The sequence below is a fragment of the Hymenobacter gelipurpurascens genome (genome assembly GCF_900187375.1).
GTDB lineage: Bacteria > Bacteroidota > Bacteroidia > Cytophagales > Hymenobacteraceae > Hymenobacter > Hymenobacter gelipurpurascens.
Genome location: NZ_FYEW01000002.1, coordinates 1,429,055 through 1,443,170 on the forward strand (window position 1 = coordinate 1,429,055; position 14,116 = coordinate 1,443,170).

Consider the following 14,116-nt stretch of genomic DNA (forward strand, 5'->3'; position numbering starts at 1 on the left):
ACGCGGGCGTTTCCCGTTTGGCAGGCGGCGCGAACTTCCGGTTCATAGTTCCTGTTTGCTCCCAACGGTCCACGAGGCGCGGCCGAAAACCCGCCAGGCTCTCCCCTGAAATCCGCGCAATCCGTCAAATCCGTTTAAATCCGTGATCCATGTTTCAGCAAGAAGAGTACGACGTTATTGTAGTAGGAGCCGGCCACGCCGGATGTGAGGCGGCCGCCGCGGCTGCCAACATGGGCTCGAAGGTCCTGCTCGTGACGATGAACATGAACACTATCGCGCAGATGTCGTGCAACCCGGCCATGGGCGGGGTGGCCAAAGGGCAGATTGTGCGCGAGGTGGATGCGCTGGGCGGACAGTCGGGCATCATCACCGACAAAACCATGATTCAGTTCCGGATGCTGAACCGCTCCAAAGGCCCCGCCATGTGGAGCCCGCGCGCGCAGAGTGACCGGATGCGCTTTGCCGAGGAGTGGCGCATGACCCTGGAGCAAACCTTGAACGTGGACTTCTGGCAAGAGGCCGTGACGGGCATCGTGGTAGAAAACGACACCGTGGTAGGAGTGAAAACCCAGCTCGGCATCGAGTTCCGGGGCAAGTCGGTGGTCCTGACCAACGGCACCTTCCTGAACGGCCTTATTCACATCGGGGAGAAGCAGTTTGGCGGGGGCCGCGCCGCCGAGAGCCGCAGCACCGGCATCACGGAGCAGCTGAAGGAGTTGGGCTTTGAGGCCGGCCGCATGAAAACCGGTACTCCGCCCCGTGTGGACGGCCGCTCTCTCGACTACTCCAAAATGGAAGAGCAGTCGGGCGACGCCGAGCCGAGCAAATTCTCTTACCTCGATACGCCCACGCTCACCAAGCAGCGCCCGTGCTACATCACCTACACCAACCCCGAGGTGCACGAAATCCTGAAGGAGGGTTTCGAGAAGTCGCCGATGTTCCAGGGCCGCATCAAGGGCCTGGGGCCGCGCTATTGCCCTTCGGTGGAGGATAAAATCAACCGCTTTGCTGATAAGGACCGCCACCAGATTTTTGTGGAGCCCGAAGGCTGGAGCACCGTGGAGGTGTATGTGAACGGCTTCAGCAGCAGCCTGCCCGAGGACGTACAGTACCGCGCCCTGCGCAAAATTGCCGGCTTCGAGAATGCCAAGATGTTCCGCCCCGGCTACGCCATTGAGTACGACTTCTTCCCGCCGACCCAGCTGCACCTCACGCTGGAAACCAAGCGCATCCAAAACCTGTACTTCGCGGGCCAGATCAACGGCACCACGGGCTACGAGGAGGCCGCGTGTCAGGGTTTGATGGCGGGTATCAATGCTCACAACAAGGTCCACGGCAAAGAGCCCTTCATCCTGAAGCGGAGCGAGGCCTACATCGGTGTGCTCATCGATGACCTCGTAAACAAAGGCACCGACGAGCCCTACCGCATGTTCACGAGCCGCGCCGAGCACCGCATCCTGCTTCGCCAGGACAACGCTGATCTGCGCCTTACGCCGCTAGGCCACTCCCTGGGCCTGGCCTCAGATGAGCGTATGGAGCGCGTGCGCGAGAAGGAAAAGCAAACGGCCGAAGTAGTGAAACTGCTGAAAAACTTTGCCATTGAGCCCGCCGAAATCAATGGTTGGCTGGAAGAAATGGGCTCGGCTACTATCCACGAAAGAACCCGCGCCGTCAACCTGCTGCGCCGCCCCAACGTGGAGCTGCCAGACTTAGCGCTGGTGCTGCCCGGTCTCACGCTGGCCCTAGGCCAGTACCGCCCCGATGCCCTGGAGCAGGCCGTGATTCTGGTGAAGTACGAGGCCTATCTGGAGAAGGAACATCAGCAAGCCGCCCGCGTGCAGGAGCTGGAGAACTTCACTATTAAAGGTCGTCTTGATTACAAAGCCATGCCCGCACTCTCGCACGAAGCCCGCGAAAAGCTGCTCAAGATTCAGCCCGAAACCCTAGGCCAAGCCAGCCGCATCAGCGGCGTATCACCGGCCGATGTATCGGTGCTGATGGTGTATTTGGGTCGATAGGAAATAGGAACGTGGTCCAACAAAAGAGAACGTCATGCTTGATCTGGCGTCCGCTTGCCGAAGCATCTCTCCCGCTTCGTTGTACTAACATTAGGTTAGTTAGAGGTAGAGATCCTTCGGCTGCGCTCAGAATGACGTTCTTCATCTCATGGTTCAGCTTGCCGCTGCCACAGATTCTTCTCGGATTTGTGGCAGCTTCGTTTTGTACCTTCGCATCCGGAGGCAGACCGGCTTAGTTGTTGTTGGCTGCTTCGCGAATCAATCTTATTAGCACAACTCAGTGGTTTACGAACGTCTGGAAAAGTGCCCGGTGTGTGGCAAGACGGAGCTTCGCAACAAGCTCGTGGTAGAGGATAAATCGGTCAGCAAGGAAAGCTTTGCTATTCAGCAATGCGCCGCTTGCTCGTTCCAATTCACCAATCCGCGTCCCGATGAAGCGCATATTGGGCGGTACTACGAGTCGGAGGAGTACGTTTCGCACAACAGTGGGGCAGGGGGCGTTATCAACCAGGCCTACAAGGTGGCGCGCTTCTTTACTATGCGCCGCAAGGTGGCTTTGCTGAATAAGCAGGCACCGCGCAAAGGCCACCTGCTGGATTATGGCTGCGGCACGGGGCACTTTCTGGCCGCCGCCAAATCGAGCGGATGGCAGGTGAGTGGCCTAGAGCCCAACCCGCGAGCCCGCGAAGAAGCCAGCCTGCGCGTAGGCCAGCCGATTGGCAGTGAGAACCTGGAAGCACTGGAGCCCGGCACGTTTGATGCCATTACGCTCTGGCACGTACTGGAACACGTTCACACCTTGAATGATACCCTGCAGCAGCTCATCCGGTTGTTGAAGCCCGACGGTACGCTTATCATTGCGGTGCCCAACGTGGACAGCCTCGATGCTCAGCATTACCGCCAGGATTGGGCCGCGTATGACGTGCCGCGCCACCTCTATCATTTCAGTCCTAAAACCATGACCCAGCTGCTCAAAAAGCACAAAATGACGGTCAGGGAAGTGCTGCCTATGGTGCTGGATGCCTACTACGTGAGCATGCTCAGCGAAAAGCACCGCGCCGAGCGGGGCGGCGGGCTGCTCACCGTCCTGAAGGCGGGCTACAAATCAAACCAATACGCGGCCCAGCATGATGGCCAGTATTCCAGCCTGATTTACGTAGTGGCCAGGCGCTGATAGCTCGGCATATAGTTTACCCTGGCCTACGGCAGGGTAGGGGAGAGGCTAGTAAGCGCTGTATCAGTGGCCTACTAGCCTCTTCTCTCTTTGCAGCAGGCTTGCGGGCCCTAGCGCGTTAGGATAAACAGCATCCGCGACGACCGTTGTACCTTCGCCGTGCCGCGTATCGCGGGCAATGGGGTGCACACGCAACGCCTGTAGTTGGGCGTTGGTAGGCCAGCAGTAGTCTGGCCGGGTGTACCTACTTGCCCGCAGCACTGCTTCCTCTGACCTCCGTACCCTTCTGCATGTCTGTTCGCGCTAGTTCTTTTCTTCTGATTTCGGCCGCCGCCGCGGGCCTGAGCGGCTGCGCGGCTATCAGCTCTCCGCAGGGTGGTGAGCGGGATACCATCCCGCCCAAACTCGTGAGCAGTGAGCCGGCCAATGAAGCCCGCAACGTGCAGGGACAGTCGGTGCGGCTGGTGTTTTCAGAGCAGGTACAGGTGAAGGATCTGCAGAAGAACCTCATTATTGCCCCCTTCATCGGCGACGACAACAAGTATAAAGTGCGCGAGGAACGCAACGCCGTGACGCTGCTCTTCGATAAGCCCTTTGAGCCGAATACGACCTACTCGTTCAATTTCGGCAACTCTATTTCTGACATTACGGAGAGCAACCCGGCGCCCGAGGCCCAAGTGAGCTTCAGCACCGGCGCTCAACTAGATTCCGGTTCGGTGCGTGGTACCGTCACGGAGTTGCTGACGGGCCTTCCGGCTGCGGAGGCCTCGGTGGTGCTGTACCCCGAAGCCGATACGGCTAACATCCGGCGCGGCCGGCCCTACTACTTGGCCCGCACCAACAAGCAAGGAGCTTTCTCGTTGCGGTATCTGAAGGCCGGCCGCTACCAGCTTTATGCGTTGGCTGATAAAAACCAGAGCAACCGCTACGAGGAAGGAGAGCGAATTGCGTACCTGCCCGACCTGTTCACGGTGGGCGGAACAGGCTCCGATTCGTTGCGCCTGGCCCTCACCAAGCCCGATAGCCGCCGGCCCCTGGTTACTACCCAAAAGCCCGAGCCGACTCAGTTCCGGGTGGCCTACAACGAAGGATTGCAAAGCGTGACAGTTGCTCCGCTGGGTGCGGCGGCTCCTACGCCCGCGCTTCAGGAAGCGGTGCAACTCACCGAAAAAGGCCGCACCGTAGTGCTGCACCGCATTCCGGGACTTACGGAAGGCCGGTTCCTGCTAGCCTCCACCGACAGCTCCGGCAACGTAGGCCGCGATACCGTGAATGTGCGCTTCCAGGGTACGGCGCCGGCGCGGCGCGGCCCAGGCTATGGCGTAGAAGGCAACCCGCGCGATGTGTACCGCCAGGGGCAGGTGAAGTTTGTGTTTAATGAGCCCATTCGCCTGGTAGCGGGCAAGCCCATCGGAACACTTATAGAAGACTCCCTGAAACGACGGCCTCTTCGGCTCCCCCAGGATGGTTCTCTTAGCCCGGAACGCACGGTGCTGAGCATTAATCTTAGTACACAGGCCCGCAAAACCGTCACTATTATTCTTGATAGTACCATGGTGCAAAGCGTAACTGACCAACCTACGGGCCTGAAGCCGCTGCGCCTCCGCCTAACCGACCAATCTACCACGGGTACGCTAAGCGGATCTATCAGCACCAAATACACCAGCTTCCAGCTTCAGCTGCTCGATGCCAATAACCAGGTTATAGCTACTCTGAAAAGCCCCAAAGGCACTTATCGTTTCGATTATCTGGCCCCGGCGACATACAAAATGCGGGTGCTTATTGACACCAACAAAGACGGGCGCTGGCAGGGCGGCGACCCACAGCTCCGCGTGCCACCTGAGCCCATCTATTTCTTCCCAAAAACCATTCAGGTGCGCGCCAACTTCGACATCATAGAATCCCTGAGCTTCTAAACTGGTTTACTCCTAGGCCACTACTGCCCGGTTCCTATACAGGGGCCGGGCTTTTTTTGCCCTCTTCGGGTGGGCTATGCCAGTTGTTATAAAAAGGTCGTCACAGCTTCCTCTGTCATCCGCTTGCCTAAGCATAAGGTGCTTACTGATTCAATACCCTGTTTCACGGACGACTGCTTCCGCGAGCATTTTGGCATTGTCTGGCTTTCAATTCTAGACTGCGTGGCTTAGTAGTGGATCCTGCCGAGGCTTGGTTGGGCACTGTGCTTGCTCCATTTGCTAGATGCGGCTTACCAGCGCGGGAAAGTGCTATTACGCGCTATATATCCATGGCCCTATAAAGCTATCCACATTCCAGATCGGGGTTTCCAGCTTGCTAGGCTACTTTTAGGTGATCTGTGTGCACGCTATCCACATAGTTTTCCACTCTTGTTTATCGGCAGGGCATAATCTGTGGATAATGGTGGGGAAACCTGGGGATAACGCGTGGAGAAGTTGAGGACAAGTTTTTTTGTCTGCTCCCAGGTAAACACAGGGGATTTTGATGGTGGATAAGGGTGGATAACTATCCCCCGATAATTCTACTATCCACACACTACCCACCCTGTGGATTGTGGATTTGTGGACAAGGTATGTGGATTGTGAAAAACTGTATCAAGTAATTAATAATCAGCATTTTAATATCCACACACCCTGTTGATAGACGGTGCATAACTTAGGTCTTGTACACAAGTTATCAGCCATGTGAATAACCCGTTCTTTTTATCCACTTATAAACACCCCTAACGACAGAGATTTAAAAAGAGACTTTAAGAAAAAATATTTTAAAAGTTATTAACCTGTGGATAAGCGGACCGGGTCCCCGTTTTTTCGGATGCGCCCTCTGGAGTGGCCTAGCGCCCGAACAGTTTCGCAAATCGGCTCCGGCAAGCATCGGGGTATTGCGTAGGCCACTTCAGCTTTGCGCATGTTCAGGGAAAGCACCTGAGGCCGGCAGAAAAACCAAACTGGGAGGTGGCAGCTCACAAATATTGAGTTCAGCCACTTGTCAACAGGCCTAGCCGCATGGTTGGGGATAAACTCCGAAGCACCGGCACCTAGCTAGCCATAAAATACAGAAGCGGAGTCAACCTGTTAACAAGTAGCCGGTTATCCACAAAAGTTGTAGGGTTTTCCACGGTTGCAAAACCGTTTTGCCCCGTCAAGCACCCCAAGCAGCCGATTGGGCGTATAGGTACCTCCGAACCGCTTTTGTTTTTACAGAACTGCCGGCCCGTATGCCCTTCGACTACACCCTTGATTTTCACTCCCTAGACTTCCGGAAACATCCGGAGTTCTACCGCGTGGGCAAAGGCGAGCAGGGCGTGCTACTGGTAGAGCCCTATAAAGGCGAGATTCTGCCTCACTGGCGCTTCCGGACCCCTGCAGTGGCCCGGGAGTCTAGCGAGGCTATCTACGGATTGTTTGAGGCCTACTTAAAGGCCAATGACTTTGTGGGCGCCGACATGGCTCGCAAGTTTCTGCAGATGGGCTTTACTAGGGCCCGCCGCTACGCCAATCACCGCGGCGGCAAGAAGTATGATGGGCCCGTGCCCGACGACAAAAAAGGACAGAGCGGTGCCCACGGCCGCGAAGAGCTTCCTCGCTCCCCCGAAGACCCCGAAAAAGCTGAATCTGCCGCCATTTTCAAACGCAAGTGGGACGAGGCCAAACAGCACCCCAACTACGTGCAGCAGCGCGCCGATTTTGAAGCTCGCTACGGCAAGTGACCCCCGAATACCTACCTTTACTTTCCTAAATTTTCTGAACCTCCACCCTCACCAATATGGCTATGCAAACGCCCGCCAACCAATCCTCCAGTACCGAAGAAAACGAAATCACCCTCGGCATTGGCATGGGTCCGCTGAAGTTCGGTGCCTCCATGGACGAGGTCCGCGCCCTGATGGGCGAGCCCGAAGAAATTGAAGAGTCGGAAGACGACGACGAGTTTGAGCACCAGGCCTGGAACTACCTGGAAGAAGGCTACTCGCTCTACTTTGACCGCGAAGACGACTACCGCCTGAGCTGCATCGAGACAGACCACCCGGGTATCCGCCTGTTCGGCGAGGCCATTCATGGCAAGAGCCCCGAGCAAATACAGGAGCTGATGCAGCGCCACGGTTTCGAGCAGAGCGAAGTGGAGAAGATGGATACCGGCGAGGTACGCCTCTCCTACGAGAAGGAAATGATTGATATGTACTTCGATGAAGACCAGCTCCAATTTGTGAATTTCGGGGTATTCATCAACGAAGACTTGGAAGTGCAGTGGCCTGCCTAAAACGAGTTATCCACAAATCACCCCGAATTTTGTGTTGATAAGTTGATAACTATCTAATAATCCGGTGCTTTCTACCTGGTTCTTCTCTATTTGAACCTTAAAGTCCGGAATTAGGCAAGTCCTGATAATCAGAGCTCAACAAAAAAGCCACCCCGATCTGGGGTGGCTTTTTTGTTGCAATTTCAAGAAAGGCTAAGAAGGCAGAATAGCCCGGAACAGCAGAAACAGACCACCGGCCAGTGCCATGGTAACTGGCAGCGTGAGCACCCAGGCCAAAGCAATGTTGCGCACCATCTGGGGGTTCAGGTTCTTGATGCCGCGGTTGGCTACCATGGAGCCCGCAATAGCCGAAGACAGTACGTGCGTGGTGCTGCTGGGCAAACCGTAGGCCGTAGAAGCGCCAATCATGGCGGCGGCTACCAGCTCCGAGGAAGCGCCCTGCGCATAGGTCAGGTGTTCCTTACCGATCCGCTCACCAATGGTTTTCACGATGCGCTGCCAGCCGATCATGGTGCCTAGGCCCAGCGAAACAGATACCGCTACCAGTACTTGCCACGGCGCATAGTCCGTGAAGCCTTTCATATTGTCTAGGCCACCCTTGAGGGTGTCGCGGTCGGCGGTGCTCAGGCTTACTTTGTCGCTGGCCTGGATTTTCTTAGCGTCGTTGCCGAGCAGCAGGATGGCTTTGCGAATCTCGAAGCGCGTGCTTTGCGGCAGCTGGCCGATTTCCGTTTTGCCCACGAAGATGCTGTCGAGGGCATTGGTTTGCATTTTGATGCTGGCCACCGACTCGCGGTCCTTCGCGCTCAGCTCGCTTACGTTCACTTTCTGCATCACCTGTTCTACCTTCACCAGCGAGTCGCGCATATCCAGCGGGTTCTTGCTGTGGTCGAGGGCGAAGTAGGTAGGCACGATGCCAATCAGAATCAGCATCATGAGGCCTACGCCTTTCTGGCCGTCGTTCGAGCCGTGGAAGTAGCTCACCAGCGTACAGGTAACAATCAGGATCAGGCGAATCCAGAGGGGTGGGGGCTTGCGCTTGTGCGGCTCCTTGAAGATGGCTTTGTTCTGCACAAAACGCTTCAAAAGAAACATCATCACAATGGTCAGCGAGAAGCCGAACAGCGGGCCTACGAGCAGGGCAATGCCCGTTTCGCCGGCTTTGCCCCAGTTTACGGCCGCGTTGTGTGAGTCGGGCAGGAAGCTGTAAGCAATGCCCACACCCAGAATAGACCCAATCAGGGCGTGCGAGCTGGAGGCCGGAATGCCGTAGTACCACGTGCCCACATTCCAGAGAATGGCGGCCACAATCAGGGCGCCCACCATGGCAATGCCGTGATATACGTTCTGATCCACTAGGCTTTCAACGGGCAGCAGGTACACCACGCCCATGGCTACGGCAATGCCGCCCGTGAGTACCCCGATGAAGTTCCAGAAGGCCGACCAGATAACGGCCACCCACGGCCGCAGCGTGTTGGTGTAAATGACGGTGGCCACGGCGTTGGCCGTATCGTGGAAACCGTTGACGAATTCAAAGGCGCAGGCTGCTACCAAGCAGGCAATCAGCAGCAGCAGCACATGAGGCTCTAAGCCAAACATAAGGGGGGGATTGGTGAAGATTCAGTTTTGGTAATCAAAGGTAGGATTACCGGAAAGGGGCGCAAGATTATGAAATTGTTACCGCAACAGCCGAACAGTCCCTGGCATGAGGCGCTAAACGTAGGCCGGCGCGCCAGGTTGGCTAGGCCACTGGCAAGTACAGGTTTTTCCTAATACACAGCGTTTGCGGAGCCTTTTCAGGCTGAGGTATAAACGATAAGCTAAAGCTTTGGCTACTTTTGCCAGCAAGTAGCTGTCATTCCGACGCAGGAGGAATCTGGGGAGTGGCCTAGGTGCTAACTCAGATTCCTCCTGCGCCGGAATGCCGGTCTTACTGGCCTACAACCACCTCTCCTACTATGAGCAACGAGCAGAAACCCGCCGCCACGGCCGAAAATACCCTGGCCGATATCGTGTCGCACGCCAAGGAATACGGCTTCGTATTCCCTTCTTCGGAAATCTACGACGGCCTGGCCGCCGTGTACGACTACGGCCCCAATGGCGTGGAGCTCAAGAATAACCTGAAGCAGCTCTGGTGGAAAGCCATGACCCAGCTCAACCAGAATGTGGTGGGCATTGATGCGGCCATCTTCATGCATCCGCTCACGTGGAAAGCCTCCGGCCACATTGATGGCTTCTCCGACCCTATGATTGACAACCTCGACAGCAAGAAGCGCTACCGCGCCGATGTGCTGCTCGAAGACAAGGCCGCCGAGTACGAGAAAAACGGCGAAATAGCCCGCGCCGAAACGCTGCTGGCTGAAATGGGTCGCCTGCTCACCAGCGAGGACCTGGCCGGCGTGAAGCAGCTTATCATCGATGAGCAGATCCTCTGCCCAGTGTCTAAGACCGGCAACTGGACCGACGTGCGCCAGTTCAACCTGATGTTCTCAACCCAGGTGGGCGCCGTGGCCGATGACTCCAGTAAGATTTACCTGCGCCCCGAAACGGCCCAGGGCATCTTCGTGAACTTCCTGAACGTGCAGAAGTCGGCGCGGCAGAAGGTGCCGTTTGGTATTGCCCAGATCGGGAAGGCCTTCCGCAACGAGATTGTGGCCCGCCAGTTCATCTTCCGCATGCGGGAGTTCGAGCAGATGGAAATGCAATTTTTCGTGCGTCCTGGCACCGAAGGCGAGTGGTACACCACCTGGAAAGAGACGCGCCGCCGCTGGCACGAGGCCCTAGGCCTGCCCGCCGACAAGCTCCGCTTCCACGACCACGACAAGCTGGCTCACTACGCCAAAGCCGCCGTCGATATCGAGTTTGAATTCCCCTTCGGCTTCAAGGAAATCGAGGGCATTCATTCCCGCTCCGATTTCGATTTGATGCAGCACCAGGCCCTCTCGAAGAAAAAGCAGCAGTACTTCGATGCCGATATCGACCCCGAAACCGGCAAGGCCTACGGCAACTACGTGCCCTTCGTGGTAGAAACCTCCGTGGGCGCCGACCGCCTGTTCCTGGCTACGCTCTGCCAGGCCTACACTGAGGAAACCATTACGGAAGGCGAAGGCGAGAAGGAGCAAACCAAAACGCGCACCTTCCTGAAGCTGCACCCTGCCGTGGCACCCATCAAAGCCGCCATCTTCCCGCTGGTGAAAAAAGACGGTATGCCCGAAAAGGCAGAGGAAATCTTCAATAGCCTGCGCTACGATTTCCGGGTGATTATGGAGGAGCGCGACGCCATTGGCAAGCGCTACACCCGCCAAGACCTCATTGGTACACCTTTCTGCATTGTGGTGGATGGCCAGACGCTGGAAGACAACACCGTAACGGTGCGCCACCGCGATTCCCGCGAGCAGACCCGCATGCCCATCTCGGAGCTGCGCGGCTACATCGGCGAGGCCGTGAGCTTCTCCCGCATTTTCGAAAAGCTCTAGGCCACTCCGGCACGTAAGCTAAGTGGCCTAGCCACAAAACAAGAGGCCCCTGGATTGCTCCAGGGGCCTCTTGTTTTGGAAAGAAAGAAGGAGTTGGGTAGAGCGCGGGTTGTTTAGTTTTCGCTGAGCCACGCATTAGCGTCGCGGCGGGAAGTGAAGTAATTGAACTCAATATGCGGCGGCGTGAGTGCCACGGCACAGTTGGCGGTGTAGTTGCTGATTTGGTGCTGGTATTGCCCTTCGGAAACCACCGCCGCAATATAGAGCGGACGGTTTTGGAGAGCAGGTAGCGCGTTTACGAGGGGCTGCAGGATTTGTTCGGTTTCGTCGTCGGTGGAGGGCGCGTTGCGCTTCAGATCCAGGAGCAGCTTGCCCACGTTGTGCTCCAGCATTTCTTCCAAAGCCCGCTGGTAGGCCTGTCCGAACGACACGGATAAGTCGGTCGCATCATAATTCAGATGCAGCGTTTGGGAAGTCGCGTTATAGGTGAGGGAAGCTTCGGGGGCGAGAAAAAGAGTCATTGAACTGAATTATGACAACCTATGCTTTGCTAAGTGCAATTTATGTGGTTGCCAACATGCTGATTTGCGGTGTCTTACGAAAAAGGCAGCATGTAATGTTGCCTATATTCGAAAAGAAATTTTTCGCTCAGGTGGCTTCCTGCTCAGCTTAGACTATGAGGAGTGGGTAAGGTTTAGTCAGTTAGCTTCACCAGATAGGTGCGGGGTGTTGCGTACCTTTGCTGCATTTTAGCAGCCTATGTGGAGAAACCTCGCCCTGTTTGTCATTAAGAACCGCCGCTTGCTTATTGGGCTGCTGGCGGTCATTACGGTATTTATGGCGTGGGAAGCCCGCAAGGTGCAGATGACCTACGACTTCGCTCAGGTGGTGTCGCCCGACGACCCCGACATGGTGTACTTCCAGAAGTTCAAGCGGACTTTCGGCGAAGATGGCAACGTGCTGGTGCTAGGCATGCAGGACAGCTCCGTGTATAAGCTCGGCAATTTCAACGAGTTGCGCACCCTCACCGATACGCTCAGCAAGGTGGAAGGCGTGAATGGGGTGCTGGGCGTCACGCGCCTGCCGCGTTTGGTGAAGGATACCGCCTCTCAGACATTCCGGGCCGAGCCCATCTTCCGAAATTTCCCCAGTACGCAGCAAGAACTCGACTCTCTGATGCGGGTAGTAAATGCCCAGGAGTTCTACAAAGGCCAGCTGATTTCGCCCACTACGGGAGCCACCCTGCTGGCCCTTACCATGGATCCTAAGTACCTGAACTCCAGCCGGCGCGAAGCCGTGATGCAGGAGATTCTAGGCCACGCCGAGCACTTCCAGAAGAAGACCGGCATCAAGATGCACTACGCCGGTCTGCCCTATGTGCGGGCCACCATGACCACCAAAGTAGCCTCTGAAATGAAGCTCTTTGTAGGCCTCACCATCGTGATGATGGCCGTAACGCTGCTCATGTTCTTCCGAACGTGGTCGGCGGTGGTGTTCCCGCTGCTCATTGTCATGATCGTCGTGACGTGGTGCATCGGAAGCATGGTGCTGCTGGGCTACAAAATCAACCTGCTCACGGGCCTGATTCCTAGCATTATCATCGTAATTGGCATCCCGAACTGCACCTACCTACTCAGCCGATACCACTACGACTACCGTAAATCGGGTAACCAGGTGCTGGCTATGGCGCGGGTAGTGCGCAAGATTGGCTTGGTTACGCTGATGAATAACACCACCACGGCCATCGGTTTTGTGGTGTTCTGCTTTACCAACATTGCCATTCTGTACCAGTTCGGGCTGGTGGCTACCCTCAATATTTTCGTGGCGTTTGCGGTGTCGTTCATCCTGATGCCCATCATCTTCACGATTCTGCCTCCGCCCACGCCCAAGCAACTGGAGCACCTCGAAGCCAAGCCCCTGACCAAGCTGCTAGAGTTCTTCGATTACTTGGTGCTGGAGCGCCGCACTACCGTTTATCTGACGGCATTGGTGCTTATCATCCTGGCCTCCTTCGGGGTTACGAAGGTGAAATCGGTGTCGTATATGGTCGATGATCTTCCCAAAGATTCGTCGGTTAACTCCGATTTGAAGTTCTTCGAGCAGCACTTCAACGGTGTGATGCCGCTGGAAATGGTAGTAGATACCGGCAAGCCCAAAGGCCTGCTGAAACTCAAGAATCTGGAGCGCATTGACCGCCTAGAGAACTTCCTGCGCACCCAGCCGGTACTTACCACGCCAGTGAGCGTAGTTACGTTCCTGAAAGCCTCCACCCAGGCGTTCTACAACGGCGCTCCTGAGTATTACCGCCTCCCCGATAACTCCGAGAAGAACTACATCTTCAGCTATTTAGCCCACTCGCAGTCCACGAAGGGCAATGAGGGCCAGCTCACGAGCAAGCTGCTGCGCTCCTTCACGGATAGCACCATGCAGCGCGCCCGTATCTCCCTGAAGATTGCCGATGTAGGCTCGCATAACCTCGATACGCTCATCAACAACCGCATCAAGCCCGAAATCAACAAGATTTTCAACGGTACGGGCATTGATGTGAAGTTGACGGGCACGACCATTATCTTCACCAAAGGCAACGAATACCTCATCGGCACGCTCAAGGAAAGCCTGGTAATTGCCTTTGTGCTAGTGGGCCTAGTGGTCCTGATTTTGTTCCGCAGCATCCGGGCGGTATTCTTCACCCTGCTGCCCAACTTCTTCACGCTGCTGCTCACGGGCGGTATTATGGGCTACTTCGGCATTCCGCTGAAGCCCAGTACGGCCCTGATTTTCAGTATTGCCCTGGGTATTGATGGCGACAATTCCATTCACCTGCTGGCCAAGTTTCGGCAGGAAATGGCCGCCAACGGCCGCCGCGTGAAAGCCGCCATCAGTACCACGCTTTCGGAGGCGGGTACCAGCATGATTTACACCAGCATTGTGCTCTTTTTGGGCTTCTCGGTGTTTGCCTTCTCGGAGTTTGGCGGCACGAAGGCCCTAGGCCTATTGATGTCGGCCAGCTTGCTGATAACCAACTTCTCCAACCTGATTCTGCTGCCCTGCTTGCTCGTTACCTTTGAGCACGGCAAGGACGAAGATGTCATCGACCAGTCCAGTATTCGTCATTACGATGATAACTACCACGAGGAGGATGACGACCTGGAACTGAACCTGAACCGCATTCAGGTACAGCCCAAGCTGAACGGGTAACCCATTAAAATAGAACG

9 protein-coding genes are annotated in these 14,116 nt (G+C 56.1%); 7 read left to right on the forward strand and 2 right to left on the reverse strand.

The features are described from left to right. The first annotated feature begins 149 nt into the window (after nucleotides 1-149). The 5 genes from mnmG to CFT68_RS17965 all read left to right on the forward strand — a co-directional run bounded on the left by mnmG (nucleotide 150) and on the right by CFT68_RS17965 (nucleotide 7,425). Nucleotides 150-2,018: a tRNA uridine-5-carboxymethylaminomethyl(34) synthesis enzyme MnmG gene (gene mnmG / locus CFT68_RS17945; protein ID WP_088844944.1), complete on the forward strand. Its 1,869-nt coding sequence runs from the start codon at nucleotides 150-152 to the stop codon at nucleotides 2,016-2,018. A gap of 280 nt (nucleotides 2,019-2,298) precedes the next feature. Then, a complete protein-coding gene (locus CFT68_RS17950) occupies nucleotides 2,299-3,192 on the forward strand; it encodes a class I SAM-dependent methyltransferase (protein ID WP_088844946.1) in 894 nt (297 codons plus the stop codon). Nucleotides 3,193-3,482: 290 nt separating this feature from the next. Continuing rightward, on the forward strand, nucleotides 3,483-5,108 hold the full coding sequence (locus CFT68_RS17955) for an Ig-like domain-containing domain (protein WP_088844948.1): 1,626 nt from the start codon (nucleotides 3,483-3,485) through the stop codon (nucleotides 5,106-5,108). Nucleotides 5,109-6,385: 1,277 nt separating this feature from the next. Beyond that, nucleotides 6,386-6,877 (forward strand): DUF4385 domain-containing protein, encoded by a 492-nt coding sequence (locus tag CFT68_RS17960; RefSeq protein WP_088844950.1) that lies wholly within the window; start codon nucleotides 6,386-6,388, stop codon nucleotides 6,875-6,877. A gap of 62 nt (nucleotides 6,878-6,939) precedes the next feature. Beyond that, nucleotides 6,940-7,425 (forward strand): hypothetical protein, encoded by a 486-nt coding sequence (locus CFT68_RS17965; RefSeq protein WP_088845134.1) that lies wholly within the window; start codon nucleotides 6,940-6,942, stop codon nucleotides 7,423-7,425. Nucleotides 7,426-7,617: 192 nt separating this feature from the next. Here the strand turns inward: CFT68_RS17965 and CFT68_RS17970 are convergent, their stop codons facing one another. Next, nucleotides 7,618-9,024: an inorganic phosphate transporter gene (locus CFT68_RS17970; RefSeq protein ID WP_088844951.1), complete on the reverse strand. Its 1,407-nt coding sequence runs from the start codon at nucleotides 9,022-9,024 to the stop codon at nucleotides 7,618-7,620. A gap of 359 nt (nucleotides 9,025-9,383) precedes the next feature. Between CFT68_RS17970 and CFT68_RS17975 the strand changes: the two genes are divergently transcribed. After that, nucleotides 9,384-10,901 (forward strand): glycine--tRNA ligase, encoded by a 1,518-nt coding sequence (locus CFT68_RS17975; RefSeq protein WP_088844953.1) that lies wholly within the window; start codon nucleotides 9,384-9,386, stop codon nucleotides 10,899-10,901. Between the two features lie 113 nt (nucleotides 10,902-11,014). Here CFT68_RS17975 and CFT68_RS17980 read toward each other — a convergent pair whose 3' ends face one another. After that, complete coding sequence (locus tag CFT68_RS17980; protein WP_088844955.1) at nucleotides 11,015-11,422, reverse strand: hypothetical protein; 408 nt, start codon at nucleotides 11,420-11,422, stop codon at nucleotides 11,015-11,017. Between the two features lie 238 nt (nucleotides 11,423-11,660). On the opposite strand from CFT68_RS17980, the gene CFT68_RS17985 reads away from it, so the two are divergent. Then, nucleotides 11,661-14,099: an efflux RND transporter permease subunit gene (locus CFT68_RS17985; protein WP_088844956.1), complete on the forward strand. Its 2,439-nt coding sequence runs from the start codon at nucleotides 11,661-11,663 to the stop codon at nucleotides 14,097-14,099. Nucleotides 14,100-14,116: the final 17 nt, after the last annotated feature.

Bases quoted from the DNA above. Each gene is read 5' to 3' on its own strand.
- CFT68_RS17955 (WP_088844948.1), top strand. From the start codon at position 3,483: ATGTCTGTTCGCGCTAGTTCTTTTCTTCTGATTTCGGCCGCCGCCGCG.
- CFT68_RS17965 (WP_088845134.1), top strand. From the start codon at position 6,940: ATGCAAACGCCCGCCAACCAATCCTCCAGTACCGAAGAAAACGAAATC.
- CFT68_RS17985 (WP_088844956.1), top strand. From the start codon at position 11,661: ATGTGGAGAAACCTCGCCCTGTTTGTCATTAAGAACCGCCGCTTGCTT.
- CFT68_RS17960 (WP_088844950.1), top strand. From the start codon at position 6,386: ATGCCCTTCGACTACACCCTTGATTTTCACTCCCTAGACTTCCGGAAA.
- CFT68_RS17980 (WP_088844955.1), bottom strand. From the start codon at position 11,422: ATGACTCTTTTTCTCGCCCCCGAAGCTTCCCTCACCTATAACGCGACT.
- CFT68_RS17975 (WP_088844953.1), top strand. From the start codon at position 9,384: ATGAGCAACGAGCAGAAACCCGCCGCCACGGCCGAAAATACCCTGGCC.
- mnmG (WP_088844944.1), top strand. From the start codon at position 150: ATGTTTCAGCAAGAAGAGTACGACGTTATTGTAGTAGGAGCCGGCCAC.
- CFT68_RS17970 (WP_088844951.1), bottom strand. From the start codon at position 9,024: ATGTTTGGCTTAGAGCCTCATGTGCTGCTGCTGCTGATTGCCTGCTTG.